This window comes from Kitasatospora sp. NPDC048286, from assembly GCF_043201735.1.
GTDB lineage: Bacteria > Actinomycetota > Actinomycetes > Streptomycetales > Streptomycetaceae > Kitasatospora.
This window is the reverse complement of sequence record NZ_JBICZE010000011.1, coordinates 323,367-350,157: the sequence shown is the minus strand read 5'-3', so window position 1 is coordinate 350,157 and position 26,791 is coordinate 323,367. Positions and strand designations below refer to the sequence as shown.

The window sequence follows — 26,791 nt, the reverse complement described above, 5'->3', positions numbered from 1 at the left end:
ACGTGTGTCTACAACGCCAGCACCCCCAAAACCGGACCTAGATGCCGGCGGGCCCGCCCCTGCCGAACCCGGCCGCCGGGGGGGGCCCCCCCCCCCCCCGCGGCGCCCCGACACCGTCCTCCCCCCAACCCCGACCACCGCCTCACATACGCCCTCGTGCCCAGGACGATCGGCCGGCCGCGCACCCGGCGCCTCCTGGTCCTGGCGGACCGGGCCTACTCGTCCCGGGCGATCCGCGGACACCTGCGCAGGAGGCCTTCGGCAACCGGATCACTGCCGAACCGTGCGCCAGGTCCACCCCGGTGCGGTTCGGTGGGGCGCCGTCCTCGTCGTCATCGCGCAGCGCAGCATCAGCGCGGACTGCCGATCCTTGAGGTCATGCTGCTTGCCTGCCGAGAAGCCGGCGTACAACTGCCCGAAGCCGGCGGCGTACCTGCCCCTGCCGCCCTCCGGCATCCCGCCCGAGGGGCCGCGCGTTACGGGCGGGGTGAGGGGCAGGAGGTCTCGGCGCGGCCCTTGGCCGGCATGGATGCGTCGCGGTCCTTGCCCACGTTGTGGAAGAAGACCTTGCCCACCAGGATCGAGGCGTTGACCCCGGCCAGGCGGGCAGCGCTGTTGTCGGGCCCCTCGTTGGCAGGGTTGGATTCGGGCGCTTTCCGGGGCGCGACCGGAGCGACCGACAGCGCGGGCTGCGCCGGGGCTTGGTCCGGGAGGGAAGAGGGGGGTGCGGGCACTGTGTCGGCGTTGTTGGCCGGGACTGCGGCCGTCATGCGTTCCGGTGTCCAGTAGTCCGTGGCGGCCAGTGTCCGTGGCGCGGGCACCTGGGTGGAGGTGGACGTCCACGGCTTGGCTGCGGCCGGTACGGCCTGCGCGGCGGAGGCACCGGAGGTTCCCATGGTGGCCGGCGCGAGGGCGCCGATCACCGCAAGAGCGAGAGCCCTTGTTCTGTTTATGCTTCAACTCCATTGCGCAGAACGGGTGTTTGTTCCTGCACCGGCAATCTCGTTCAGGCCGGGAGTTGAGACCAGGAGGTTCTTCCGGGGCGATCGTGTTTGGCTGGAAGCGATGGCCGATTGGCGTGCGAAGGGACGCCGGGGCCAGTCCTCGACCGCGGCGCGCAGGAAGTCGGCCCCGCCGACTTCCTGCGCACCCCGGCCTTCACCGGAAAGCGGGAACGAGCCCGCCGGGTGCGCAGGCTCGTTCCCCGCGGGCGGGTTGCTTCTCCTACCGGCCGTAGACCTTCCACTGCTGGGCGACGTCGCCGTTCAGCGGCTCCAGGGTGACCTTCTCCCCGACGCCGTGCGGCTCGAGGACCTCACCCGGGTGGCCCGCGGCCTCGATGAGGACGGGCTCGGTCTGGCCCGGCTTCGCGGGCTGCAGCTTCCAGGTCTGGTTGCCGAACGGGAAACCGCACTCGGCCAGCTTCACGGCGTCCCCTTGGCCGAAGGACGTGATGCACGGGGCGCCCGGCCGGTTGGCCGCCCGGATCTCGTAGGTGCCGGGGGCCACCTCCTGGAAGGTCCACTCGCTGGAGTCGCCGAGGGTGACGTCGTCGCCGGGGCCCGGGTGCAGGAAGTTCCCGTACTTCTCCGACGACACCAACGTGGTGAACTCCGTGGGCTGGGCGGAGGCCGCGGGCGCGGTGGCGGTGAGGGCGCCGGTGAACAGGCCCGCCGCGGCGACGGCCAGTGCGATCTTTCCGGTCTTCGTCATGTCGTGTTCTCTTTCGCTCGATCGGTCGCAGGCGATTCCTGGGACGTCCACGAGCATCCTGGACGCCGCCGGTGCCTCCGGTCCGGGCGAGGCCGGGCCACCTTGCCCTTCGCGGGTGAAAGACCGCACCGGGCGTATCACCCCGGGGTCAGCCGAACGGGTGCGGTCGCACGCGGCCGACCTGCGGCAACCGGCCGTCGGAGTGGGGGTGTTGACGCAGAGTGACCAGCCGGGTGGCGGCCACTCCCCCCGGTCGCCCGCATCGGCCCGGAGCCCGGGGTGGGCGTCTGCGGCGTCGTCACGTACCGCTCTCGGCGGCGACGAAGGTGTACGCGCCCATTTCGAGGAACAGGAAGTCCTGGAGCCCGGGCACGCCGGTGAGGGGGACGGCGAGTCGCCGTTCGAGCGCTCCGGCGGTGGTGTTCACCACCTTGTAGGCCCGCAGCACGATCCGGGCGTCACACGGGAGCGGCTGGTCGAACTGGATCACGACCGTGACCGTGCCGGAGTAGTTGGCGGGCAGGGTGACCGCACGCGAGTACCCCTCGTCGCTGCCGGGCGAGTAGACCGGCGCCGTCACGCTGAACGGGGCCTGCTGGTCGGTGTTGGAGAAGGTCGCGGTGCCGTCGGGCAGGTCGGTGCCGGAGATCCCGAAGACGATCCGCTCCGGGGTGTTGTCCAGGTTGCTGACGGCCAGGTCGGAGAGGACGTAGTTGGTCTGCCGGCACGGGATGACGTCGATGTTGCGCCAACCGACGTTGGGGTTGTACCGGACCCAGTTCAGGTAGTCGACGAGCGAGCTGAAGGTGGGCAGCGTCGCGGACATGGGGTGGGCGGGGGTGTCCACGGTGGTGATCGTGCAGTAGTGGCCGGGTGGGTTCTGGCTCGGCCAGAGGAAGGCGGACCTGCTGACGCAGATCTGCCCGGGCGGGATCTCCCTGCTGCCGCCGCGGACGGTGAACGGCACGGCGGTGCCGCCGCCTTCGGCGTTGAGCGGGGTCCACGCGCGCGGGTCCAGGAGCAGCCCGCCGGGGGCGTAGTAGAGCCTGACGTCGCCGGAGGTGGGGCATCCGGTCCTCAGGTTCTTTCCCCGGACGTAGATGCGGTTGAGCCGTCCCTGCACGATGGGGTGGCGGATGCCGAGGTCGGGGCCGCTGTAGCTGGACTCCAGCAGGCCGAAGTCGAGGATGTCGCTGCCGAACGGGATGATGTCCGGGGATTCCCAGACGGGGTCGGAGGTGGGGGTCTGTCCCATGTCGCGGAAGTTGTCCCGGACCAGGATGTCGTTCCAGTTGGCGGCGGCGTTCATGGTTCCTCCCCGAGTGAAACGGTGGGTGCCGGACGGCGGGACGGGCCTGGGGGCGGTTCTTCGGCGGTGGCCCGCCTGACGCAGGTCTTCGGGCCGGAGGCCGTACGCCGTAGGCCGGCTCACGCGCCGTCGGGCGGGCCGTCCTCGTCGGCGGCCGACGTCCGTGGCCGCCGGAGGTGTCGGTGGGTCGGGCCTGTCGGGGCGGGACGGCGGGTGCGCCCGTTGCGGATGTCGCGGGTGACGGCGAACCGAAGGCGAATCGCCACATGCTGTGGGTTCGTGGGGAAACGTCCCGGTACAGGAAATGTATCGGGCTCGAACCACCTTGCCCTATAGGCCGGAAGAGTGAATGCGCGGCACGTACGGACGTCGGCCCCCACCGGGCGGCGGGGGCCGACTTCCCTGCCCTACAGGTCAGTTGTCGTTGTTGACCTTGGTGTACGCCGTGCTGTAGCCGGTCGGGCAGTACAGGGTGTCGCTGCCGTTGCCCATGCGCCAGGAGCCGATGACCGTCGTCTGGTTGCCCTTGACGTTGTCGTTGTTGCAGACCAGCACCAGCTGCCAGTGGTTCTTCGTGGCGGTGGTCTGGCAGCTCACCGATCCCCAGTTCGTGCCCTGGGTGGTGCTGCAGTACGAGGTCGCCGACGCCCCCGGCGCCGCCATCACCCCGGCCGCCACCAGCAGTGCCGCACCCGTACCCAGAGCCGCAATCCGTCGCATGGCCTTCTCCCTCGTCGCGTCTCGAACAACGTTGCGGTCAGCATGCCGAAGTCGTGATCGGTTGTATCCACCGGCGACACGAATGGCCGAGACGGGCCCCTCCGGGCAGTGCGATGATCTTGCACTGAGTACAGGTCAGAAAGTGAGCACACACATGCAACCGACGTTCGTACTGGTCCACGGAGCTTTCGCGAACTCCTTCTCCTTCGCGCCGCTCCAGGCCGAACTCGGCCTCCTGGGGCACCGTTCCGTCGCCGTCGACCTGCCCGGGCACGGGTTCGCCGCGACGTACCCGCGCGCCTATCAGGCGCCGCAGGACCTCGAGGGGCTCGCCGCCGCACCGGGGGCCATCAAGGGCGTCACGCTCGCCGACAACGTCGCGCACCTCGTGGGGATACTCGAGCGGGCCAAGCGCAACGGGCCGGTCGTGCTGGTCTCCCACAGTCGCGGCGGTCTGACGGCGACCGTCGCGGCCAACCGGCGGCCCGACCTGATCGACCGCATCGTCTACGTCTCCTCCTGGTGCCCCGTCGACCTCGAGGTCGGCGCCTACTACGCCGAGCCCGAGATGGCCACGGTCGACGCCTCGGGAATGCTGGCGGCGATGGTCGGGAACCCGGCCGAACTGGGGCTGCTGCGCTCCAACTTCCGCACCGCCGACCCCTCCGTCCTCGCGGCGTTCAAGGCGGCCTTCCTCGCCGACGGGACGGACGACGAGTTCCTGGCCTTCCTCAACACCTTCCAGCCCGACGAGAACCTCGACACCGGCACTCCCGAGGACCGGGCGCAGGCCGACACCTGGGGGCGGATCCCGCGGACGTACGTGCGGCTGACCGAGGACGCCGGCATACCGCTCGCCATGCAGGACCGGATGATCCGCGAGGGCGACGAGCTGACGCCGGAGAACCCGTACGACGTCCGCACCCTCGCCGGCAGCCACCTGAAGTGGCTGGTCGACCCGGCGCCGGCGGCCCGCGTCCTGGCGGAGGTCGCCGCGCTGCTGCCCGACGCCGAGTGACCTGACGGCGTCGCCGAACGGACGCGGGCGCCCGGCCGGGGGGAGGAAGTCCCGGCCGGGCGCCCGGCGGTCAGGGGCCGCCGGTGAGGGGCCCGGCGGTCAGGGGTGCGGCGGTCAGAGGCCCCTGATCGTCCAGTACACGGCGGCGTTGTTGCCGCTGCCGCCGCTCTGCGCGAACCCGAACTTCGGGTCGGAGCCCGCGGTGTCGTAGCCGTTGCTGCCGACGTACGGGTTGTTCCAGTGGAGCTGGACGCGCTTGCCGTTGAGGTCGGGGTTGCCGCAGTTCGCCGCGTCGTAGATGACGTGGCCCTCGGTGCCGGTCATGAAGCCGTTGCTCTCGGACTGCCAGCGTGCGGTGCTCCCGTCGGTGATGATGGGGTCCGGGGCCTTCGTCCAGATGCCGTGGTCCAGCCAGTTGTTCTGCAGGCGCAGTTCGCAGCCGGTCCAGTTGACGACCAGGACCTCGGTGCTGCGCGCCGCGCTCAGCAGCTGCGTCTGCTCCTGGGTCTGCTCCTGCGTGGGCTGCTGCTGCGCGGTGGCCGCGCCGGCCGGGGCGGCGGCCGTGAACAGCGCGGCGGCGACGCCGGCCGCGGCCAGGGTCGCTCGGACCAGGGACTTCCGCTGTGCCATCGGGTGTTCCTCTCGCTCTGGGACCGCGTCGGTGCGGTCTCCTGCCGGAAGACTCGGCGGCGCCCGTCGACAGATGGTCGACGAACGGTCGACAGCTTGTTGACAGGTGATGGACAAGCCGCGGGTCCGACCCGGGTGCGCCGCCCTGACCAGGGGTGATGCGGCCGGTAAAATGCCCCGGGGGATTTTTGCGGGTGGAGGGGGACGGCCGGTGGGTGGTTTACGGTTCGCGGTGCTGGGGCCGCTGCGGGGGTGGCGGGACGGCGGTGAGCTGGCGCTGGGCTCGCCGCAGCAGCGGAGCCTGCTGCTCGCGCTGCTGCTGAGAGCCAACCACCCCGTGTCGACCGGTCAGCTCGTCGACGACCTGTGGGGCGAGGAGCCGCCCGCCAAGCCGTCCGCCGTGATCCGCACGTACGTCCACCGCCTGCGCCGCGTCCTGGGGCCGGAGGCTCCGAGCACGCTCAGCGGCGGCTACCTGCTCGCGGTGGACGCCGGGGCGCTGGACACCCACCGCTTCGAAGAGCTCGTCGGCGAGGCGAAGGCGCTGCGCGCCGCCGGGGAGCACGCCCGCGCCGCCGCCGTGCTCCGCTCGGTGCTGGCCCTGTGGCAGGGCGAGCCGATGGCCGCGCTGCCCGGCCCGTACGCGGAGCGGCAGCGCGGGGAGTGGGCCGAACGCCGGGTGACCGTCCTGGAGTCGTGTCTGGAGGCCGAGGTCGAGGCCGGGCCGTCCGGCGAGGTCGTCGCCGAACTGACCGCCGTCACGGCCGAACACCCGCTGCGGGAACGGTTCTGCGAACTGCTGATGCTCGCCCTCTACCGCACCGGCCGGCAGGCCGAGGCCCTGGGCGCGTACCGCGCGACGGACCGGCGGCTGCGCGAGCAGCTCGGCGTCAGCGCCGGGCCCGGTCTGCGCGAGCTGCAGCGCCGGATCCTGGCCGCCGACGCCGCCCTCCTGGCGCCCGCGCCGCCCCGGCCCGCCGCCACCACCGGCGCCACCGGCACCGGCACAGCCAGCGCGGCCGCGCCCCGCCCGCCGTACCGGGCGCCGGTGCGGCCGACCCAGGTCCCCGCCGACCTCGCCGACTTCACCGGCCGCGAGGCGCAGACCGAGGCGCTGCGGGCCGTCCTGCTCGCCCCCCGCACCGTGCCCGTGGCGGTCGTGGCGGGTCTGGGCGGCGTGGGCAAGACGGCGCTGGCCGTGCACGTCGCACACGGGCTGGCCGCCGACTTCCCCGACGGCCAGCTCTACCTCGACCTGCACGGGGCCGACGGCCGCCCGACCCGGCCCGAGGAGGTGCTGGGCGTCTTCCTGCGCTCCCTCGGTGTGCCGGCCGACGGGCTGGCCTCCGGGCTCGCCGAACGCTCCGCCCAGTTCCGCTCGCTGCTCTCCGAGCGGCGCGTGCTGGTCGTCCTCGACAACGCCCGGGACGCCGAGCAGATCAGGCCGCTGCTGCCGGGCCGGCCCGGCTGCGCCGTGCTCGTCACCAGCCGGGCCCGGCTCGGTTCGCTGCCCAACGCGCAGGTCGTCGAGCTGACCGCCTTCGCCCCGCGGGAGGCCCTCGGCCTGCTCGGCCAGGTGATCGGCGAGCAGCGGCTGCGGGCCGAGCAGGACACGGCGGCGGAACTCGTCCGGCTCTGCGGCCATCTCCCGCTGGCGGTGCGCATCCTCGCCGCGCGCCTGGCCTGCCGGCCGGGCTGGGCCATGGAGCGGCTGCTCGACAAGCTGTCCGGGAACCTCCGCCGGCTGGACGTGCTGCGCGCCGGGGACCTCGCCGTCGAGCCGGCGTTCCGCTTCGGCTACGACCAGCTGACGCCCGAACAGGCCCGCGCCTTCCGGCTGTTGGCGCTGCCGGAGGTGCCCGACCTGTCGCCGGGCGCGGTCGCGGCGGTGCTCGGCCTGCCCGAGCACGAGGCCGAGGAGCTGGCCGAGTCGCTGGTCGACTGCTCGATGCTGGAGACGGCGCCGCCGGACCGCTACCGGTACCACGACCTGCTGCGCTCCTTCGCCCAGCGACTCGCCCCGGAGGCGGAGGCAGAGGCGGAGGCGGACGGGCAGGTGCGGGGCGAGGAGGACGGGCGGGCGGACGCGCGGGCGGACGCGCGGGCGGACGCGCGGGCGGACGCGCGGGCGCGGGGCGAGGAGGACCGCCCGGCGGCCGTGCTCACCCGCCTGGTGGCCCGTCAGCACGCGGAGACCCTCGCGGCGCTCGGCCCGTCCGCGGCCCGCGCCGCCCTGCCCGAGGCGGGGGCCGGCGCCGGCCCCCGCGCGGTGGCGCCGCCCGGCGGCGTCGACTACCAGGGCGTCGGCGCGCTGGTCGGCCAGTACGCCGGGCTCGCGGAACCGCCCCGGCTCGACCTGGCGGCCGAACTGCTGCTCGGCTGCAGCCTGTTGTGCGAGACCGGGCAGGCCACCCGGCCGCTCGGGCACGCGGCCAAGGTCCTGCTCCAGGCCGCCGTCCGGGCGGGCGACCGGACGGCCGAGGTCAGGGCCCGGCTGGTGCTCGGACGGCTGCTGACCGAGGTCGGCTCCGAGCCCGCCGCCCTCGCCGAGCTGCTCAGGACCCGCGACCTGTGCACCGCCCACGACCTGCCGGGGCCGCTGCTCGCCCTGGCCCACGCCGCGCTGGGCGCCCTGTTCGTCCAGGTCGGCCGGCCGGGCGACGCGCTCGGCGGCTTCACCGCGGCGATCTCGGTCTGGGAGCGGCTCGGCGACCAGCGCTCGGTGGCGGCCGAACTTCTCAACCTGGCGGGCGCGTTCACCGAACTCGGCCGGTACGACGCGGCGGTGCGCGTGGTCGACCAGTCCCTGCTGATCTGCCACCGGCTCGCCGACTACGAGCTGCAGGCGCTCGCCCTGGACTCGCTGGGGACGATCGCCCACGACCGCGGCGAGTTCGAGCAGGCCCTGCGCCACCACCGCAACGCCCTGTCCCTGCTGCGGCCGGACGACCGGCGCCGTACGGGCCGTACCCTGCTGCGGCTCACCGAGTCGCTGCGCGCCGTGGGCCGCGGCGAGGAGGCGGTGGCGGCGGCCGGGCGGGCGGTCGAGGTGCTGACCCTCGACGGCGACCGCCGGGGGCGGGGGCTGGCGCTGGCGGCGCTCGGCGACGCGCTCGCCGAGCGCGGCACCGAACCGGACGAGGCCCTGGCGCGCCGGTCGGAGGCCTACGACATCCTGGCCTCCATCGGCTCCCCCGAGGCCAACCGGCTGCGCGCCCTGATCGGCCCCGGCGGGCCCGTCGTGCGGCCGCGCCGGCAGTGGCCGTCCTGGCTTCCGGCGTGACCGGCCGCACGCCCGGTCGGCGGCCGGGGGCTCAGCGGCGGCTCAGCTGATCGTCCACACCTGGCTCTGACCGCCGGTGCAGTCCGCCCCGCGGGTGCCCACGCCGATGCCCTCGGACGTCAGGCACAGCCGAGTGCCGACGTTGTAGATCCGGTAGCCGCCCGGGACCGGCTCGATGTCCCAGACCTGGTTCCAGACGGCCGGCGGGCTCGACCAGATCTGCACCTGCCGGCTCGTGCGGTCCTGGTCCAGCACCTTGGTGAAGTTGCTGGAGGCGTTGCGCAGGTAGTACATCCCCTCGGCGACCTTGTCCAGTCGCCACAGCTGCGCCGAGGTGCCGTTGACGACGTAGGTGCCGACCATGTTGCCGTCCACGTCCGCGGACTGGTAGTTGTCCAACGCGCCGTTGGCACCGGCGATCTGCGCCACGGCGGGCAGCTGCGGCCTCGGCTGCCCCGTGGGCGGCACGGACGGCGGCGGCGTCCCGGTCGCGGTCGCGGTGGGCGGGGCCGGTTCGCCGGTGGCGGGCCGGTCCGGGGCGGAGGGGCTCGGCGCGGGCTGGGCGGGGTTCTGGCCGGCCGGTGGTGCGGCCGGGGGCGGGGCGGGGCTCCGGTCGGGTACGGCGGGAGCCGGGACGGTGGGCGGCGCAGCGAGCGGGACCGCGGGCGGGGCGGCGAAGGGCGACCCGGTGGGCGTTTCGGGCCCGGCGGCGGGTGCGGGGCTCTGGCCCTCTCCGGCCGACGGTGCGGGGGCTGGCGCCTGCTGGGCACCCGGGCGGGCCGCCTCCACCAGCGCGACCGGCTCCGGCACCGCCGGCTGGGCGACGGCGCCGTGCGGCGCCCGGCCGGGCCGCACCACCGTGGCCCCGGCGGCCCCGGCCACGCAGAGCAGCGTCAGCGCCGTCAGCCCGGCCAGCGTCCGCAGGCGGCGCCGGGCGCGCGGCGCGCGTACGGCGGCAGGCCGGGTCCGGGTCTGGGTCGGGCCCGGCGCGGGCGCGGGCGTCCCCTCGACCGACCCCTCGACCGACCCCTCGAGCGCCGCGAGGGCGCGCCGCACCGCCGTGGCCATCGTCGCCGCGTCCGGCCAGCGCTCGCCGGGCTCCTTGGCCATCGCCCGCTCGACCAGCGCCCACACCGGTGCGGGCACGTCCCCGGGCAGCGGCGGCACGGGCTCCGTCAGGTGCTTGAGGATCACTTCGAGGGCGGTCTCCCCCTCGTACGGGAGGTGGCCGGCCAGGCACTCGTAGAGGACCACGCCGAGCGCGTAGAGGTCGGCGGAGGCGGTGACCGTCCCGGTGGAGGCCTGTTCCGGCGCCTGGTAGGCGGCGGTGCCCAGCACCATCCCCGGGACGGTGAGCCGGGCGTCGCAGGCGGGCCGGGCGATGCCGAAGTCCGCGATCACCGTCCGGTCGCCGCGGACCATCAGGTTGGCCGGTTTGATGTCCCGATGGACCACCCCGGACTCGTGCGCGGCCTCCAGCGCCTCCAGCACCTGCAGGGCCATCCGCAGGGCCTGCGCCGCCGGCAGGGCGCCGCGGTGTTCCAGGACGGCGCTCAGCGGCTGGCCGTCGATCAGTTCCATGACCAGGTAGCCGACCGGGCGCCGCCCGGCCGTGCCCGAGTACCCCTCGCCGTGCCCGCCGCCACGCCCCTCGCCGAACCCGCCGTCGTGCCCGTAGTCGTACACGCCGACGATGCCCGGGTGCCGCAGCTGCGCCATGACGCGGGCTTCGGCGTGGAAGCGCTCGGCGAAGCCGGGTTCGTCCAGCAGCGCGGGCTTCACCACCTTGACCGCCACCCGGCGGCCGAGGACCTCGTCCTCGGCGAGCCACACGTCGCCCATCGACCCGCCGCCCAGCCAGTCCACCAGCCGGTAGCGGTCGGCGAGCACGGTGCCGCGCATGCTTCTCCCTGAATCGAGGAACCGAGGAATCGAGGAACCGATGCCGAGGACCGGAGCGGATCCGGGGGCGGGCCCGGTTCCCCGGGCGCGCCCTGGGCCCGTGGCACACTCCGAGGATCATGGCACCGGCATAACGACTTACTGACTGTCCATCATAGGAATCACGCTCAACTCCGGCCATCAGCGGCCCGCAGGCCCGGACCGTGGACGGTCTGGGCCTGCGGTCATTGCCGATGGTTCGTCACAGTTTGGCGCACTGGCCGCCCTTCGGGCCGCCGACGGTGTTGGCGAGGCCGCCGTCGACCGGGGCCGGGGTGTTGCCGGAGCAGTCCAGCGGGCCGCGCACGGTGGTGCCGGCCAGCAGGGTGGCGCCCCGGTTGAGGGCGAGGTGCAGCGGGCCGGCGACCGTGGTGCGCAGGAGTGCCGTGCTGCCGGTGGTGCCGCTGACGGCGACCGGGCCGCCCACGGTGGTGTCGCTCAGCAGCAGGGTGCCCGCGCCGCGGGCGGAGAGCGGGCCGGCCACGGTGGAGTCGACGGCCACCAGGGACGCGCCGGGCCGGACCAGGACCGGGCCGTCGATGCTGGCGCCCTGGAGGCAGGTGACGCCCGAGGTGACGGCGAGCGAGGAGTGCTTGCCGCGCACGGTGGTGGTGCAGACCGGCACCGGGCCGACGGTGAGCGGCTGTTCAGCCGTCACCCCGCCGACGGTGACGCTCAGTGTCCCGGTGCCGGGGCGCAGCCCGGTCAGGGTGGCGGTGGCGGGGTCGTAGGCGGCGACGGCGGTGCGCGGGGCGCTCGCGGCGGTGCCGATGTGGACGCTGGCGCCGCCCCACTGGGCGGTGACGGGCCAGGCGACGGGTACGGTGCGTTCGCCGTCCTGGGTGAAGGTGGCGTGGACGGGGGCGGTTTCGAGCAGGCCGAGTGCGGTGGGGGCCTTGAGGTCGACGGTGTCGGCGCGGGCGTGGACCTCGGCGCGCAGCCAGGCGGTGGTGTCGTCGGCGACGGCGTAGGGGTCGGTGACGCGGCCGGCGGCGGGGTCGATGCCGAGCATCGTCCAGCCGGTGAAGCCGCCGCGGTCGGGTTCGGCGGCGGGGCCCTTGCCGGAGTTGCCGTTGATCAGGTGCGGGACGCCGTCGATGCTCTGGGCGTGGAAGGCGCCGACGTGGCCGGTGACCATGGCGGCGGACTTGCCGCGGGTGCGGAGGTCGGCGAGCCACTGTTCGACGAGGGCGGCTTCCTTGCGGTCGCCGAGTTGGCTGCCCTGGTCGGGCAGGGGGTCGCGGGTGGGGTGGTGTTCGAAGAGCAGCAGGCCGGTGACGGACGGGTCCTGGGCGGCGCCGTCGAGGGCGGAGCGCAGGGTGGCGATCTGGTCGAAGCCGCCGGCGCGCAGGGTGCCGAGGGAGCTGTCGAGGGTGACGAAGCGGGTGCCCTTGACGTCGAAGACCTGGGTGGTGTCGCCGAAGGCGGCCTTGAAGTTGTCGATGGTGCCGGGGCCCATGACCTCGTGGTTGCCGGGCACGTAGTGCCAGGGGACGGTGTGGCCGGTGAGCTGGTCGAACTCGTCGAGGAGGGTGCGGGCGAGGGCGAAGTCGGCGGGGGCGGCCTCGTCGACGAAGTCGCCGTCGATGACGAGCAGTTCGGGTTTGGCGGCGGCGATGTCGCGCAGGGTGCGGCGGGCGGCCTGGACGATGTCGCTGTCGGGGTTGCGGGCGACGAACTGGGCGTCGGACATGACGGCGACGCGCAGCGGGCGGTGGTCGACGGTGCCGTGGGTGAGCACGACGGGGTCGGTGACGCGTGGCTGGGCGGGCAGTTCGACGTCGGGGGCGACCTTGGCGCGCAGGTCGGCGAGGGTGAGGGCGCCGGTGTAGGAGCGGGCGGCGCTGGTTTCCATCAGGCGGAAGCGCTGGACGGTGAGCGGGTACTGGACGCCCGCGGGGACGGGGAACTCGACCTTGCGCCAGCCGGTCCAGGTGACCGTCGGGGCGTCGAGGTTGGCGGTGACGCCGGCGGCGGTGCGGTACTGGATGCGCGGCCAGGCGCCGTTGCCGTCGCCCTCGATCCACAGGGTGAGGGCGCGGGGCTGGCCGGGGAGCACGATGCCCTCGGGGGCGATGGCGTACTGGCCGCGGGTGCCGGTGGAGTGGGTGAAGTCGTAGGCCAGGCGCAGGCCGTGGGTGCCGTCGGGGCCGGGGGCGGGGGCCACCGAGCCGCCGGGGGCGCGGTCGTTGCCGGATTTCCAGGCGGCGGCGTCGGAGAAGTCGGCGACGGGCTTCTCGGTCATGCCGACGGTGACGGCGACGGCGCTCTCGAGCGGGCCGACGGTGAGCTTGAGGGTGGCGGACTTGCCGTCGGCGAGGGCCTTGAGGGCGATGGTGCCGTCGGGGGCGGCGCTCGTCTCGACGACGCCGTCGCCGCCGGTGACCTTGACGTCGGCGGCCTCGACGGGGGCGGTGTGGCCGAGGGCGTCGTGGCCGGTGACGGTGAGGCGGGCGGTGGCGCCGGTGCTGTCGAGGGCGATCGGTTCGGCGCCGGCGGTGATGCGCACGGCGGGGCCGAGCACGGTCAGTGCCAGCGCGGACTTCTGGGCGCCCTGGGCGGTGACGGCGACCTCGGCGGGGCCGGAGGCGCGGCCGGTGACGACGGCGTCCAGGCCTCGGCCCTCGACGCCGACCTTGTCGCCGGTGGCGGTGGACCAGGTGGTGGCGGGCGCCGGGGCGGTGACGGCGCCGTAGGCCTCGTCGTGGGGCAGGGCGCGCACGGTGCGGCGCAGGCCGGGGAAGAGACGCGCGGCGGTGTCCACGGGTTCGGCCGGGCGCAGCCGGAAGCCCTTGGTGGTGCCGGTGCCGGGGGTGGAGAACAGGCCGAGGCCGTTGGCGACGGCGCGTTCCCCGCCGTTGTCGGAGGGGTGGCTGACGGTGCCGGCCTGCTGGGCGCCGGGCAGGCGGGCGGCCATGGCGGCGGAGCCGCCGCCGTCCATGTTGAGCGCGTTGTGGGCGCCCATGTCGCGCATCAGGACGGCGAGGTCGGGGAGGTTGATGCCGGGGCTGTCGGCCTGGCGGCCGTCGACGGTGACGAGGTACAGGCGCCGGTTGTCGGCGGAGAAGCCGACGGCGGTGCGGGCGTTGGGCTGGTTGGCGTCGTTCTCGCCGGAGCGCTGGGCGACGCCGTCGGCGACGAGGACCTGGTAGCCGCCGACGGCGACGGCGACCTCGCCGAAGGAGGCGCGGGGGCGGTAGCCGACGGTGACCTGGTCGCCGGGCCTGAGGTCGCGCAGGGCGCGGGCGCCGGCCTCGCGGCCGACCAGGACGGTGGCGCCCTCGGGGACGGCGGCGCCGGGTCGGTCCCGTACGGCGGTGACCTTGCCGTCGCGCAGTTCGACCTCGGCGACGTCGGTGGAGCCGTCGGCGACGTGGGCGCGGGTGGCGTCGCCCCAGGCGGGGGTGAAGACGCCGACGCCGTCGGCGGGCAGGCCGTAGGTGTTGACGCCGTCGAGGGTCAGCTCGCGGCCGCCGGGCAGGTTCGCGTGGCCCTCCAGGAAGACCTGGGCCATCCGGGCGAGGCCGTCGGTGCCGACGGTGACGGCCTGGTTCCAGCCCTCGACGGGGGCGTGGATGAGGCCGTCCTCGCGGGAGACGCCGACCCCGAGGGGGGCTTCGGAGGCGTTCATATCGAAGTAGTCGCCGTTGATCGCGGCGACGGCTCCGGCGCCGCGGGCCATGTCGGTGACGGTCCGGCGGGTGGTCACCTTGCCGGAGGACAGGTAGTCGACGCTCAGGCCCTCGGTGTCCAGGTCGGCGACGAGGACCTTGCCGCGGATCCAGCCGGCGGCGGCGAGGCGGTCGAAGGCGGTCATGGTCAGGCCGGGGGCGATGGGGGTGACCTCGCGGCGGGTGACCACGGACTCGCCGGGGCGGTCCAGGACCAGGCCGGGGTCGGTGGCGTGGGTCTGCTTCTGGTTCTGGTTCCGGGCCGGGGAGTCGGCCCGGGCGGGGGTGGCGAGGCCGGACAGGCCGGCGGCCAGGGCGGTGGCCAGGGCGAGCGCGCCCAGGGCGCGGCGGGTGCGGGCGGGTGCGGGTGGGGGTGGCATGCGGGGTTCTCCTCGTACGGCGGCGGGCGGGGCGCCGGGTGTGTCGTCGTTCGCCCGCGGACGGTGCGGCCCGGGGGCGGGTCCTCCCGGGCCGCGGGAAGTCAACCGTGCACGGACGACCTGCGGTCCACGGCCTGGTGAACCGTCCAGCTCGACGCCGCGAACAGGCTGCCGGATCCGGCGGGAAAGCTGACGTACCGCCACGAAGGGGGCGCGGGTTTGCCCCTGCCCCTGGGGCAGGGGGCACAGTGGCGGGCGTGCAGGAGGACATGATCACCATCGGTGAACTCGCCGCCAGGACCAGGCTCAGCCTCAAGGCCCTGCGGCTCTACGGCGCGCGGGGGCTGTTGCCGCCCGCCCTGGTCGACCCGCGCACCGGGGTGCGCCGCTACGGCCCGGCGCAGGTCGAGCGAGCCCGGCGCATCGCGCTGCTGCGCGCCGCCGGGCTGCCGCTGGCGCGGATCCCGGCGGTGCTGGACGTCGACGGCGACGCCGCCGAGGGCGCGGGCGCGGGCGCGGGCGAGCGGGCGCTGCTGGCGTACTGGCGGGAGCGGGAGGCCGAGCACGCGGCCCGCCGGGAGGCGGTGGGCTACGCCCGAGAGGTTCTGACCGGAAGGAGCACCACCATGTTCGAGATCGCCGAGCGCGACGTGCCCGAGCAGCACGTCCTGTTCGTCCGGCGGCACGTGGACGCCGCCGCGCTGCCCGGCTTCCTCGCCGAGGCCGGCGAGTCGCTGCTCGGGCGGCTGCGGGAGGTCGACGCGTGCCTGTCCGGGCCGCTGTTCGCGGTGTTCCACGGCCTGGTGGGCGAGGACTGCGACGCCCTGGTCGAGGTCTGCGCCCCCACCCCGAACGCCGTCGGGCCGCACGGCCCGTTCGGGGTGCGCATCGAGGCCGCGCACCGCGAGGCGTACACCGCCCTGCCCCGGCGGGGCTTCGCCGCGATGGCCGCCGCCCACGACGCGGTGGGCGCCTGGGTCGCCGCACGCGGGTACCGGCGGGGCGGGCCGAACCGGGAGGTGTACTACCCGAACTGGGCGACCGCCGGGCCGGAGGAGCACGTCGCGGACGTCGCCGTGCCGCTGGCGGCGGGGTGACGGGCAACTGCCCGACCGCCGTACGGCTTTCTGGACTTGTGGGTCCATTTTCGGCTGCCTACCGTGCTGTTCACCCTCCCCCGAACGAGCCCGTACAGAAAGGTGTCAGCCCATGCACGCGATCCGGATCGAGGAGCACGGCGGCCCCGAGGTCATGCGCTGGACCGAGCTGCCGGACCCGGTCCCCGGCCCCGGCGAGGCGCTGGTGCGCCTGGGCGCGGCCGGCGTCAACTACATGGACGTCGGCGCCCGCGCCGAGGGCGGCCCGGGCTGGGCGGCGCCGGCGGTGCTCGGCGCCGAGGGCATGGGGTACGTCGCCGCCCTCGGCTCGGGGGTGGACGGCCTGGCCGTCGGCGACCGGGTGGCCTGGTTCTACCACCCGGGCAGCTACGCCGAGTTGCTCGCGGTCCCGGCCGCCTCGCTGGTCAAGGTGCCCGACGGGGTGCCGGACGAGGTCGCGGGCGGCCTGCTGATGCAGGGCCTGACCGCGAGCCACCTGAGCACCGAGACCTACCCGATCGCCCCGGGCGACACCGCGGTGGTGCACGCGGCGGCGGGCGGCGTCGGGCGGCTGCTCACCCAGCTGGTCAAGGCGCGCGGTGGCGACGTCATCGGCCTGGTCTCCCGCGAGGAGAAGGCCGCCGTCGCGAAGGAGGCCGGCGCCGACCACGTGCTGGTGCACTCCGGTGGCGGCTTCGAGGACCGGATCAGGGAGCTGACCGGCGGGCGCGGGGCCGACGTCGTCTACGACGGCGGCGGCGCCGACACCTTCCGCTCCTCCCAGCTGGCCCTGCGCCCGCACGGGGTGCACGCCTACTACGGCCCCTTCATGGGCGTGCCCGAGCTGCGGCCCACCGACCTGCCGAACAGCATCCTGCTGACGTACCCGGTGGTGCACCACCACGTCCCCACCCGCGAGGCGCTGGTACGGCGCGCCGGCGAGCTGTTCGACCTCGTTCTGGCGGGCGGGCTCACCCCGCGGGTCACCGGCCGCTACCCGCTGGCCGAGGCCGCCCGGGCGCACGCGGACCTGGAGTCCCGGCGCACCACCGGCAAGCTGGTCCTGCTGCCGTGAGCGCCCTCGCGAACCCGCCCGTGAACGCCGTGTCCGCCGTGGACGCCGTGAACGCGCTGGAGGGGCACGTCCCGCCGACCCGCAAGGGCGCCGCGACCAGGCAGCGCATCATCGAGGGCGCCGCGCAGGAGATCCGCGCGGAGGGCGTGTTCGCGCTGCGCCTGGAGGACGTGATGGCCCGCACCGCCACCAGCAAGAGCCAGCTGTTCCACTACTTCCCCGGTGGGAAGGACGAGCTGCTGCTGGCCGTGGCCCGCTTCGAGGCGGCCCGGGTCCTCGACGACCAGCAGCCGGAACTGGGCTCCCTCACCTCCCGGGAGGCCTGGTGGCAGTGGCGCGAGAAGGTCCTCGCCCGCTACCGCGCCCAGGGCGTCAGCTGCCCGCTGCACGTGGCGCTGTCCCAGCTGGGCACCGCCACCGGCGCGGGCCGGACGGTGGCCGCCGAGCTGCTGGGGCAGTGGCAGCGCCAGCTCGCCGCGGGCGTGCGCCATCTCCAGGGCAGCAAAGTGGCCGCCGCCGGGCTGGACGCCGAGCGGGAGGCAGCGGCACTGCTGGCCGGGATCCAGGGCGGGGTGCTGATCCTGATGACCACCGGCTCCACCGACCACCTGGAGGCGGCACTGGACTCGGGCCTCGCCCGGCTCGGGCTGACCTCCTGACGGCGGGCGGCGTCCTGACGGGGAGCTGACCTGGAGCCGACGGCGGGGCGCGTGTAAGCGCTCCGGAAGTGACGCAGCGGGGTCACACCCGTACGGACGGGCACCGCCCAGGTGTGCAATGGGCCACATTCCCAGGCCTGTTGGGGGCTTCGAGTGACGAGGGTCACGCCCGGTGCGTGTTCGGGGCGCGCGGCGGCGCCTCGTCCCGGCAGGACTGGGCGGGCGGCGATCCGGCACGGGCGAAGGGCCTGTCCGCTTCGGGACCTTGGTCGTGAATCCCCTCGACCTTCGGCCCGGTGGCGGGCCCGCGAGGGCCGGGCAACCGTGGACGGTCGCCCGTTGTGACCGGGCGATGGCGCCGTCCGACGTGGGCGGCGCCTTTCCCTGCCGTCTACCCGGCGCACGGTGCGCGGTCGCGTGCCGTACGCTCCGGAGGACCCCAAGCACATGTCCCAGACCATCGACAACGCCCCGTATACCGCGTTCCACCGCAGGCTGGCCCTCGCCTGCTCAGGCGGACCCCTGCTCGACGGCTACATTCTGAGCATCGTCGGCGTCGCCCTGATCGGGATGCGCCCGGACCTCGGGCTGTCCACCGCCGAGGTCAGCCTGATCGGCGCCGCCGCCCTGGTCGGAATGTTCGTCGGCGGCGCGCTCTTCGGCGTGCTGACCGACAAGATCGGCCGGGAGGTGATGTACACCGCCGACCTGCTCGTGATGGTCGTCTGCTCGGTGCTCTCCTTCTGGGTGGACGCGGTGTGGGCGATCACCGTGCTGCGCTTCGTGCTCGGCATGGCCGTGGCCGCCGACTACCCCATCGCCACCTCGCTGCTCGCCGAGTGGCTGCCCACCAAGCACCGCGGCCGGCTGCTCGGCAAGCAGATCATCGCCTGGTACGCCGGCTCCGTGCTCGCCTACGTGGTGGGCTACCTCTTCCTGGAGCTGGCCGGGCCGGGCAGCTGGCGGTGGATGCTGGCGAGCTCCACGGTGCTGTGCGTGGTGTTCCTGGTGATCCGGCGCGGCTCCCCGGAGTCGCCGCGCTGGCTGGCCGCCAACGGGCGGGTCGGTGACGCGGTGCGCGTGGTCGAGAAGCACCTGGGCGTGCGCGTGGACGGCCGGGAACTGATGCCCGACCCGGCCGAGCGCGGCCGCCCCGTCGGGCTGCGCCTGCTGATGACCCAGCCCTACCGGCGCCGCACCCTGTTCTGCGGCCTGTTCTTCCTGTGCCAGGTCGGCCCGCTGTTCGCGATGCTCACCTTCGGCCCGCAGATCCTCTCCTCCTTCGGCATGCCCGGCGGCACGGTGATGGAGACCCTCGGCACCGGCCTGATCAGCCTGGTCTTCCTGCTCGGCTGCTACCCGGCGCTGCGCCTGATCGACACCCGCGGGCGCCGGCCCGTCATCATCTGGTCCTTCGCGCTGATGACCGTCCCGCTGGCGCTGCTGGGCGTGTGGCCCACCGCCCCGGCCGCCGTCGCGCTGCTGGCGCTGTGCGCGTACGCCTTCCTGTGCGGCGGGCCGAACGTGCTCGACTGGACGTACCCCAACGAGCTGTTCCCGACCGAGATCCGGGCCACCGCGGTGGGCGTCGCCACCTCGGTCAGCCGGATCGGCGCGGCCGTCGGCACCTACCTGCTGCCGCTGTCGCTGACCGGGCTGGGCACCGGCCCGACCATGCTGATCGCGGCCGGGACCACGGCCGTCGGGCTGCTGGTCTGCGTCCTGTGGGCCGAGGAGACCCGGGGCACCGCCCTCGGCGCCTCCCCCGCCGCTGCCGCCGGCGTGGCCGCGGGTGCCGCGGGTGCGCCGCGCGCCGCCCGGGGCGCCGTCCCGAGCCAGCGCGTCCCGCAGACGGCGCGCTGACGGCCGGCTGACTGCCCGCGCTGACGGCCTGCGCGCACGACACCGACGGCGCCGCCCGGTCCTCCCGGGCGGCGCCGTCCGGCGTCCCGGGGTGCCAACTCCCGTACCCGGCCGCCGAATCCGCCGCCCTCAGCCCGCCGCCCCACACACCTCGGGCAGCGGGCGGCCGCGCCACCACCCGACCTCACCAGGGGCCAACTCCCGCTTCCCACAAACGTTCCAGGGTGGCGCGGTAGGCCCCCCACGCAATGTCCGAGCCGTAGGGGTGGGGCGTGAGGGGGTCGTCGCGTTCGACGCCGGCGGGCAGCCGGCCGGTGACGGGTGTGACCAGGCGTCTGCCGTGATGGGCGAAGTGCGTCCAGAAACCGACGGCGAGCGGCGCGACGGCCACGCCCACGGGTGCGGGCCAGGGCTCGCCGGTCTGTGGGTGCCGCGGCACCACCGCGATGTCCGGGAGGGGGTCGGGCAGGAGCAGGCCCGGTCCGGCCAGGGCCGCCCGCTTCACCGGCCGCCCGGCCGCGCGCTCGGCCGAGTGCCCCGGCGGGAGCAGCCGGTTGTACGGGGCTCGGAAGGCGGCGGCGAGGGGGCCGCGGAAGGCGTCCGCGAGGGGGCCGTCGGGGAGGATGACGGGCGAGCCGTCCGCGGCGGCGACCAGGTGGGCGAGCGTCACGGCCGACTCCATCTCCCAGCGCGGTTCCCAGCGCCCCGTCGGGTCCGCCGGCTCGGTGGCGCACCACCACTGGGTGAGCGCGGCCCAGTCGGTGGCCGGACGGGCGGGGCCCGCGGGGACGGGGCGTACCGCGTCCGGCTCCAGCCAGGTGGCCTGCCACAGGGAGCAGGCGTCGAGCCGGGTCGCCACCTTCCCGCCGCAGCCGGCGCAGGTGACGTTCGGGCCGTTGCGGCCGTCGATGCCGCAGCAGGCGCCGGGTTCGCTCCGCTGGACGAGGACGGTGCCGTAGGCGTCCCCGGGGGCGATCACGATCGAGCGGGCCGGCCTGGCAGGGTGCTCGTCGACGGCGTAGGTGCCCGATTCCATCAGGACGGGCATGGGGTGGCCGTTGCCGTAGGAGAAGCCCGCGTAGACGGGGTACGGGACCCGCGACAGCGGCGCGGTCAGCGCGTGTCCGCACCGCCCGCACTCGAAGACCTCCATGCACTCCCCTGTCCCGGCGCCGGGGACGGTTGAGGCGGCGCCGGTGGGCGAGTATCGCGGGCCCGGCGGGCCGGGGCCAACGGGTTTTCCACCGGCCCCGGGCACCGCCACCTCGCCCTGTCAGGCCAGGTCGGCGCGTTCGGCGGCGGGGACGGGCTCGCGGTCCAGGGTGGCGGTGAAGACGGTCATCAGCTTGGGCTCTCGCAGGTGGGAGGGCGCGCTGACGGAGCACCCTTGCAGATATCTGCACGCGCAATTATTGTTTGCGAATGTAAGTGCAGCTGCAAAAGTTGCATGCTCTCCTCTTCGCGCTGGCGCCGACCCCATCGGGAGTCCGACATGAGCACCTCCCTCTTCGCCCCGTTCACCCTGCGGTCCCTGACCGTCCCCAACCGGATCTGGATGCCGGCGATGTGCCAGTACAGCGCCGTCCCGGACGGGGACACGGCCGGCGTCCCGACCGACTGGCACTTCGCCCACCTCGCGGCCCGCGCCGCCGGCGGCACCGGGCTGATCATCACCGAGGCCACCGCGGTCAGCCCCGAGGGGCGCATCACCCCGTACGACCTCGGCATCTGGAACGACGAGCAGGTCGCGGCCTTCCGCCGGATCACCGACTTCCTGAAGAGCCAGGGCACCGTCCCGGCGATCCAGCTCGCCCACGCCGGCCGCAAGGGGTCCACCGAGCGCACCTGGGTCGACCGCGGGCGGCCCGTCACCCCGGGCGAGGAGCACGGCTGGACCCCGGTCGGCCCCAGCGCCGAGGCCTTCTCCCCCGCCCACACCACGCCGGACGAGCTGACCGAGGAACAGATCGGCGCGATCGTCCGGCAGTTCGCCGACGCCGCCCGGCGCGCGCTCGACGCCGGCTTCCAGGTCGCCGAGATCCACGGCGCCCACGGCTACCTGGTCCACGAGTTCCTCTCCCCCGCGGCCAACCACCGCACCGACGGCTACGGCGGCTCCTTCGAGGGGCGCGTCCGCTTCGCACTGGAGGTCGTCGACGCCGTCCGCTCGGTGTGGCCCGAGGACCTGCCGGTCTTCTTCCGTATCTCCGCGACCGACTGGATCACCGAGAACCCGCAGGACGGCCGGGAGGGGTGGACCTCGCAGGACACCGTCCGCCTCGCCAAGGAGCTCCAGGCCCACGGCGTCGACCTGCTCGACGTCTCCACCGGCGGCATCGTCCCCGACGCCCGCATCGAGGCCGGGCCCGGCTTCCAGGTGCCCTTCGCCGAGGCCGTGCGCCGCGGGACCGACCTGCCGGTCGCCGCCGTCGGCCTGATCACCGACCCCGCCCAGGCCCAGGCCATCCTCACCGAAGGCCGCGCCGACGCCGTCCTGATCGGCCGCGAACTGCTCCGCAACCCCTACTGGGCCCGCCACGCCGCCGCCACCCTCGACGCCAAGGTCCCCGCCCCCGCCCCGTACCACCTCGCCTGAACCCCGCAAGCCCCCGGAGCAGGAAGTCGACCACCCCGACTTCCTGCTCCCCGGGGCCACACCAACCGCCCCACCCCGCACAGGCAGTCGGGCCCGTCGACTTTCCACTCCCCCGCGCGGGCACCGGCCTCCCCGCACGGGCGCGGCCTCACCAACAACCCGGCCCCGCACAGAAAGTCGAACCCGCCGACTTCCTCTCACCCACGCATGGGCACAGCCCGCACAGTGAAGGCTTCAGTGGTGCCCCCTCAGACTCCTTCGCCGTCACCCGAAAGGGCGCTGGAGCCGTACGAGTCGCCCTCGGTTCGGGCGACGGTTTCCCTGGCGGCACGGCCACTGAGCAAACCGGCATGGGCGGCGAACTCCGGCAAGAGCAGACGCAGTGCCCGGCGCCCGTGAAGCGCGGCAAGAACGCCGATCTCCTCCGGCCCGGCCGGGGTGGCACCGGGAAGGGGATGCAGGCGGCGCATCTCGCGCAACAGCTTGCTCCCGGCCAGTGTCCGCGCCGGGGCGCACAGGACAGTGAGCGAGAGTACGGCCAGGGGCATACCCGCCCAGAAGGCTTCCTGCGCCGCGATGGCCACGCCCGTACCGCCTGCTGCCAGGGCCAGCAGGCCCGCCACTGTCAGCCGGGCTTGTCCGCATCGCAGGCCACGCCCGGCCAGTTCGGCGCGCATCTCCTCCCGAGCCCGCCGTACCGCCGGAGCGGCGGCGGCATCGGCCAACGACAGCTCCCGGCCGAACGCCTTCCACACGGCCCGGTGCAGCGAAGTCACGTCACGTCCGGGGCCGGTGTGCACCACCCGCCGCAGCCGGCCAAGCCGGCCGACATCGATCGCCCCCGCAAGGTGGAGTTCTACGACGGCCACTTCCAGCGCGGCCTTCGAACCGCCCCGCACTCCCGCGACACCGGCCGCTGTCAGGCCGTCCGTCCGCCCTCTGACGGGCAGCCACCGCAACAGCCCCGCACCGACAAGCCCGGCCACCGCGCACACGACACCGATCGATCCCATCACGCCCCCCGTCAACGGACAGCAGACCCTCCCCGGCCCGCTTCCCCGAAGAATGACACGGCCGGGTGACCGTCGCTCAGTTTCAGGCCCCCCACCCTGCGCGGAAAACCAGGCCCGCCGACTTTCCGCGTTCCGCCTCCCACCGCGGCCACAACCTCGCCTGCCAAGCGCACAGGAAGTCGGGACCCGCCGACTTCCCACTCCACGCGGGGCGAAGCCGGCCGGCACAGCACGGCGCTCGGGCGTGTTTGCGTCGCCCCCCTTCGGACGGGGGGTCACAGGAAATCTTTCGGCTCGGGTAGGGCGCAGTGATGCCATTTCAGGGGGGTCGGACCGCAAATTTTCCTGTGAAGGCGGGTCAGCGTGTCGGGTTTGAGTTGGAGTGTGCTCCAAGTTCTACGGTTCTGCCGTGGTCGCCGCCGCCCGGTGGTCGGCGGCCGGGACGACGGGAGAGGAGCAGCGCGGATGAGTGGGTCCGTGGAGGAGGCCGAGGTTCGGCGGGAGCGTTTCGCGCACGGGTTGGAGGTGCTCGACCGGGTCGACGGGGAGGCTGGTCGGCGGGTGGTGGAGGCGCTGGGTGACATCAGTCCCGAGCTCGGGCACCAGGTGGTCGCGTGGGGGTTCGGGGAGATCTACAGCCGTCCGGGGCTGGCGCCGCGTGAGCGGCAGTTGGTCACCCTGGGCATGTTGACCGCGCTGGGCGGGTGCGAGCCGCAGCTGGAGGTCCACATCAACGCCTCGCTGAACGTCGGGCTGACGCCGCAGGAGATCGTCGAGGCGCTGCTGCACTCCGCCGCCTACTGCGGCTTCCCGAAGGCCGTGAACGCCACCTTCGTCGCCAAGAAGGTGTTCGGCGAGCGCGGCCTCCTGCCGGTCACGGAGGACCGGTAGTCCCGATACCGCAGGCGCCGCCCCCTCCCCGTTCCGCTGCCGGGGCCGGTCGCACGGGCAGTCAGGCCCTTGTGCTGTACTACCTGCTCTTCCGTGTCCGTCCCGCATCGCCTCCGGAGGCACCCCCGATGAGCACCACCTGTCCGACGTGCGCGGCGGCGGACGAAACCGTCGCCGTGCGAGAGGCCCTGCTGGACACCGACCGGCCCCTCGACCCGCCGACGCGGGAGCTGCTGTCGATGCCGTCCGAGCCCGGGGGCGCGAGCGTGGCCGCGATCACCCTCTTCGTCCTGGCCGGTCTCTTCGGCCTGCTGGGACTGCGCGCGCTCCTCTCCGGCGACGGCGACGGCAACGGCGACAGCTCCGACACCGCGTACCAGGCCGGCTACCACTACGGTGCGCTCCTCGTCGCCGCGATCCTGCTGGGCATCGGACTCGCCGTCCACGCCCGCTATCGGAAGCGTCGGAGTGGGGCCGCCGAGCAGTGGCCGCGGACCTACGACCAGTGGCAGCGGCTCCACCGGGTGTGGCGGGCGACGTGGCTGTGCCGGCGCTGCCGCGCCGTGTTCCTGCCTGCGGCGTCGCTGCGCCCTGACTCCGCCGCCTCGCCGTCGGCCGCCTCGCCCGCGGTGCCCGTGGCGCAGTTCCGGCAGTGGGCGGCGACCGTGGCGCGACAGGACGACCATTCCGGCGCCCCGACCACGTCGGCCTGACCGTCGCCGTCACGCCCGCGGGCGCCTCGCTGCCCGGTGCGTGACGGGCCGGCCCGATGCCGGCCCAGGGCCCCGCGCACGAGTGCGGGAGGCCGACGGCCCCGGCCTCCCGGGGAGCGGACCCTCGACGCCCCCACCGAGCCGCAGCGAGGAGTCGGTCCGGCCGACTTCTCGTGCCGAGGCAGGTAGTGGCGCCTACGGCGAAGGCGGGATCGGTGGCGGCTCCTCCTCGGGCAGCAGGTGCCGGCCGAGGTGCGCCGTGAGGAACGTGGTGATCACATCCGCATCAGCGGACTCCGCTGGCAGGTCACCCGGACGGGGCTGGTAGAGCCCGATGAGTTCATCCCGCAACCTGGCATCGAGAAGCGGCGCTTGGTAGCGGTCGATGGTCCCGCGGTAGAACAGCCAGTCGAAGATCCTGACACCGGGGCAGCGGCCGGACTGCGGTGACCGCGCCAGATGGCTGTCCTGCCAGGAGCCGACGTAGACGTAGTCCGCGTTCCTCAGTGCTCCGTCGAGGTTCGGGGTGGGGAGGTCCTTCAGGTTCCAGTAGACACGGGCTTCGGCTTCAGGCACGGGTCCCGGGACCGCGGCAAGCCAGAGACGATGTTCGAACACCGAGTCAGCCTGACAGACCGCCACCGGATCCGTCGCCACCCGCGCTCTCCCCTCCCGTGCCCGCCGAGAGCGACCGTGCCGACGCGGTGAGGACGAGGAGGACGAGGAGAGCGACGTGAGATCCCCCGGACCGGAGCGAGAAGTCGGCCCGTCCGACTTCTCGTGCCGAGGCGGGCCGGGGCGGGCCGAGGCGGTGGCCACCGGATCCACCGGATCCGCCAGGGCGACCGGGGCGACCGGGGCGTCAGTCCCGCCGCAGCAACCAGCGGTAGATCAGGACTGCCGTGACGGCGCCGACGGCCAGGACCGCGGCGTCGACCCCTTCGAGTACGGCCGGGTCCTGCCCGTGGTGCTGGTACACCCCGGACAGCAGGGCCCTGGCGGCCAGGGCCGCCACCGCCCCGCCGCCGGTGGCGAGCAGGGCCTCGACCTGGCCGGTGCGCCGGGGCACCGGCTCAGAACCCGGTCAGGGTCGTCTTGCCGATCGCCGTACCGGACTCCTGGAGGCGGTGGGCGGCCCGGAGATTGGCGGCGGTGACGGGGCCGAGGTCGCGGGTGGCGGTGGTGGTCAGGACGCCCGCGTCCACCAGGCGCGCGACCCGGTCGAGGATCCGGTGCTGCACGGCCTGGTCGGCGGTGGCGTGCAGGGAGCGGGTGAACATGAACTCCCAGTGGAAGGAGATGCTCTTGCCCTTGAGGACACCGATGTCCAGGGAATCGAAGTCGTCGATGGCGACGATGCCGCCGAAGGGGTTCAGTGCCTCGGCGTAGGCGGTGAGGTTGCGGTCGGTGGCGACGGTGCCGAAGACGTGGTCGAGGCCGCCGGGGGCGGCCTTCGCCAGTTGCGGGCCGAGCGGGAGCGTGTGGTCGATCACGTGGTCGGCGCCCATGCGGCGGGCGAAGTCGGCCGACTCCGGGCGGGACGCGGTGCCGATCACGGTCAGGCCGGTGAGGGTGCGGGCGAGCTGGGTGACGAGCGAGCCGACGCCGCCCGCGGCGGCGGTCACCAGCAGGGTGCCGCCCTGTTCCGGGCCGCCGGTGCCCAGGCCGAGGCGCTCGAAGAGGCCTTCCCAGGCGGTCAGCGCGGTCAGCGGCAGCGCGGCGGCACCGGCGAAGGAGAGGGTGGCCGGCTTGTGGCCGACCAGGCGCTCGTCCACCGCGTGGTAGCGGGAGTTGGCGCCGGGCCGGTCCAGGGCGCCGGCGTAGTACACCTCGTCGCCGACCTCGAACAGCTCCACCTGCGCGCCGACCGCGACCACGGTGCCGGCCGCGTCCCAGCCCAGCACCCGCGGCTCTCCGCCCGGGTCGGCGTTCTGCCGGACCTTGTGGTCCACCGGGTTGACGGCCACCGCCTCCACCCGCACCAGCAGGTCGCGCGGGCCCGGCCGGGGTACGGGCAGCTCGACGTCGAGCAGGCTCTGCGGGTCGTCGACCGGCAGGCTCCGGCGGTAGGCGACGGCGGGCATCGTCGCGGGGATCGTGGTCGTCGCGGGCATCGGGGGTCTCCTCGTCGTCAGGGCGGCGCACCGCCGTCCGGGCACGTCGGCGACGGTATGCGAGGGGTAGTGGTTACCCGCAAGGACCATTGGTACCCATCGGGT

General features: G+C 74.3%; 22 protein-coding genes. 9 read left to right on the top strand and 13 right to left on the bottom strand.

Features of this window, described 5'->3' with window-relative positions; all coding sequences use genetic code 11:
- Positions 1-142: 142 nt before the first annotated feature.
- The 5 genes from ACGF13_RS26945 to ACGF13_RS26925 all read right to left on the bottom strand — a co-directional run bounded on the left by ACGF13_RS26945 (position 143) and on the right by ACGF13_RS26925 (position 3,742).
- A complete protein-coding gene (locus tag ACGF13_RS26945; protein ID WP_392879694.1) occupies positions 143-343 on the bottom strand; it encodes a DUF6191 domain-containing protein in 201 nt (66 codons plus the stop codon).
- A gap of 133 nt (positions 344-476) precedes the next feature.
- Complete coding sequence (locus ACGF13_RS26940; protein ID WP_392879641.1) at positions 477-923, bottom strand: hypothetical protein; 447 nt, start codon at positions 921-923, stop codon at positions 477-479.
- 301 nt (positions 924-1,224) lie between these two features.
- The gene (locus ACGF13_RS26935; protein WP_392879638.1) at positions 1,225-1,713 is read right to left on the bottom strand and encodes an RICIN domain-containing protein; all 489 of its coding nucleotides are present in this window, start codon (positions 1,711-1,713) and stop codon (positions 1,225-1,227) included.
- A gap of 298 nt (positions 1,714-2,011) precedes the next feature.
- Positions 2,012-3,022, bottom strand: a complete 1,011-nt coding sequence (locus tag ACGF13_RS26930; RefSeq protein WP_392879635.1) for a hypothetical protein — start codon at positions 3,020-3,022, stop codon at positions 2,012-2,014.
- A 414-nt stretch (positions 3,023-3,436) separates the two neighbouring features.
- On the bottom strand, positions 3,437-3,742 hold the full coding sequence (locus ACGF13_RS26925; protein WP_392879633.1) for a hypothetical protein: 306 nt from the start codon (positions 3,740-3,742) through the stop codon (positions 3,437-3,439).
- A gap of 154 nt (positions 3,743-3,896) precedes the next feature.
- Here ACGF13_RS26925 and ACGF13_RS26920 point away from each other — a divergent pair, with 154 nt between their 5' ends.
- The gene (locus ACGF13_RS26920; protein WP_392879630.1) at positions 3,897-4,760 is read left to right on the top strand and encodes an alpha/beta fold hydrolase; all 864 of its coding nucleotides are present in this window, start codon (positions 3,897-3,899) and stop codon (positions 4,758-4,760) included.
- Positions 4,761-4,874: 114 nt separating this feature from the next.
- On the opposite strand, the gene ACGF13_RS26915 is transcribed toward ACGF13_RS26920, so the two are convergent.
- Positions 4,875-5,390: an aegerolysin family protein gene (locus ACGF13_RS26915; protein ID WP_392879627.1), complete on the bottom strand. Its 516-nt coding sequence runs from the start codon at positions 5,388-5,390 to the stop codon at positions 4,875-4,877.
- 211 nt (positions 5,391-5,601) lie between these two features.
- On the opposite strand from ACGF13_RS26915, the gene ACGF13_RS26910 reads away from it, so the two are divergent.
- A complete protein-coding gene (locus tag ACGF13_RS26910; RefSeq protein ID WP_392879624.1) occupies positions 5,602-8,673 on the top strand; it encodes a BTAD domain-containing putative transcriptional regulator in 3,072 nt (1,023 codons plus the stop codon).
- Positions 8,674-8,715: 42 nt separating this feature from the next.
- Here ACGF13_RS26910 and ACGF13_RS26905 read toward each other — a convergent pair whose 3' ends face one another.
- A complete protein-coding gene (locus ACGF13_RS26905; protein ID WP_392879622.1) occupies positions 8,716-10,575 on the bottom strand; it encodes a protein kinase in 1,860 nt (619 codons plus the stop codon).
- A gap of 241 nt (positions 10,576-10,816) precedes the next feature.
- Positions 10,817-14,665: a phosphodiester glycosidase family protein gene (locus ACGF13_RS26900; RefSeq protein ID WP_392879620.1), complete on the bottom strand. Its 3,849-nt coding sequence runs from the start codon at positions 14,663-14,665 to the stop codon at positions 10,817-10,819.
- A 257-nt stretch (positions 14,666-14,922) separates the two neighbouring features.
- Here ACGF13_RS26900 and ACGF13_RS26895 point away from each other — a divergent pair, with 257 nt between their 5' ends.
- The 4 genes from ACGF13_RS26895 to ACGF13_RS26880 all read left to right on the top strand — a co-directional run bounded on the left by ACGF13_RS26895 (position 14,923) and on the right by ACGF13_RS26880 (position 19,359).
- Positions 14,923-15,762 (top strand): MerR family transcriptional regulator, encoded by an 840-nt coding sequence (locus ACGF13_RS26895; RefSeq protein ID WP_392879619.1) that lies wholly within the window; start codon positions 14,923-14,925, stop codon positions 15,760-15,762.
- Positions 15,763-15,874: 112 nt separating this feature from the next.
- Positions 15,875-16,837, top strand: a complete 963-nt coding sequence (locus ACGF13_RS26890; RefSeq protein ID WP_392879617.1) for a quinone oxidoreductase family protein — start codon at positions 15,875-15,877, stop codon at positions 16,835-16,837.
- Between the two features lie 56 nt (positions 16,838-16,893).
- Positions 16,894-17,496, top strand: a complete 603-nt coding sequence (locus tag ACGF13_RS26885; RefSeq protein ID WP_392879691.1) for a TetR/AcrR family transcriptional regulator — start codon at positions 16,894-16,896, stop codon at positions 17,494-17,496.
- 447 nt (positions 17,497-17,943) lie between these two features.
- Positions 17,944-19,359, top strand: coding sequence for an MFS transporter (locus tag ACGF13_RS26880; RefSeq protein WP_392879614.1), 1,416 nt, complete (start codon positions 17,944-17,946; stop codon positions 19,357-19,359).
- Between the two features lie 184 nt (positions 19,360-19,543).
- On the opposite strand, the gene ACGF13_RS26875 is transcribed toward ACGF13_RS26880, so the two are convergent.
- Entirely contained in the window at positions 19,544-20,512 is a 969-nt protein-coding gene (locus ACGF13_RS26875) for a hypothetical protein (RefSeq protein ID WP_392879611.1), read from the bottom strand.
- 339 nt (positions 20,513-20,851) lie between these two features.
- Between ACGF13_RS26875 and ACGF13_RS26870 the strand changes: the two genes are divergently transcribed.
- Complete coding sequence (locus tag ACGF13_RS26870) at positions 20,852-21,955, top strand: NADH:flavin oxidoreductase/NADH oxidase (RefSeq protein ID WP_392879609.1); 1,104 nt, start codon at positions 20,852-20,854, stop codon at positions 21,953-21,955.
- A gap of 248 nt (positions 21,956-22,203) precedes the next feature.
- Here ACGF13_RS26870 and ACGF13_RS26865 read toward each other — a convergent pair whose 3' ends face one another.
- Positions 22,204-22,968, bottom strand: a complete 765-nt coding sequence (locus ACGF13_RS26865) for a TIGR04222 domain-containing membrane protein (protein WP_392879606.1) — start codon at positions 22,966-22,968, stop codon at positions 22,204-22,206.
- A 465-nt stretch (positions 22,969-23,433) separates the two neighbouring features.
- On the opposite strand from ACGF13_RS26865, the gene ACGF13_RS26860 reads away from it, so the two are divergent.
- Both ACGF13_RS26860 and ACGF13_RS26855 read left to right on the top strand, forming a co-directional pair.
- Entirely contained in the window at positions 23,434-23,859 is a 426-nt protein-coding gene (locus tag ACGF13_RS26860) for a carboxymuconolactone decarboxylase family protein (RefSeq protein ID WP_392879604.1), read from the top strand.
- Positions 23,860-23,987: 128 nt separating this feature from the next.
- Positions 23,988-24,572, top strand: a complete 585-nt coding sequence (locus ACGF13_RS26855; RefSeq protein WP_392879602.1) for a hypothetical protein — start codon at positions 23,988-23,990, stop codon at positions 24,570-24,572.
- A 195-nt stretch (positions 24,573-24,767) separates the two neighbouring features.
- Here the strand turns inward: ACGF13_RS26855 and ACGF13_RS26850 are convergent, their stop codons facing one another.
- The 3 genes from ACGF13_RS26850 to ACGF13_RS26840 form a co-directional block, all read right to left on the bottom strand.
- Positions 24,768-25,229 (bottom strand): hypothetical protein, encoded by a 462-nt coding sequence (locus ACGF13_RS26850; RefSeq protein WP_392879600.1) that lies wholly within the window; start codon positions 25,227-25,229, stop codon positions 24,768-24,770.
- Between the two features lie 205 nt (positions 25,230-25,434).
- Entirely contained in the window at positions 25,435-25,641 is a 207-nt protein-coding gene (locus ACGF13_RS26845; protein WP_392879598.1) for a hypothetical protein, read from the bottom strand.
- 4 nt (positions 25,642-25,645) lie between these two features.
- Positions 25,646-26,686: a zinc-binding alcohol dehydrogenase family protein gene (locus tag ACGF13_RS26840; protein WP_392879595.1), complete on the bottom strand. Its 1,041-nt coding sequence runs from the start codon at positions 26,684-26,686 to the stop codon at positions 25,646-25,648.
- Between the last annotated feature and the right edge of the window lie 105 nt (positions 26,687-26,791).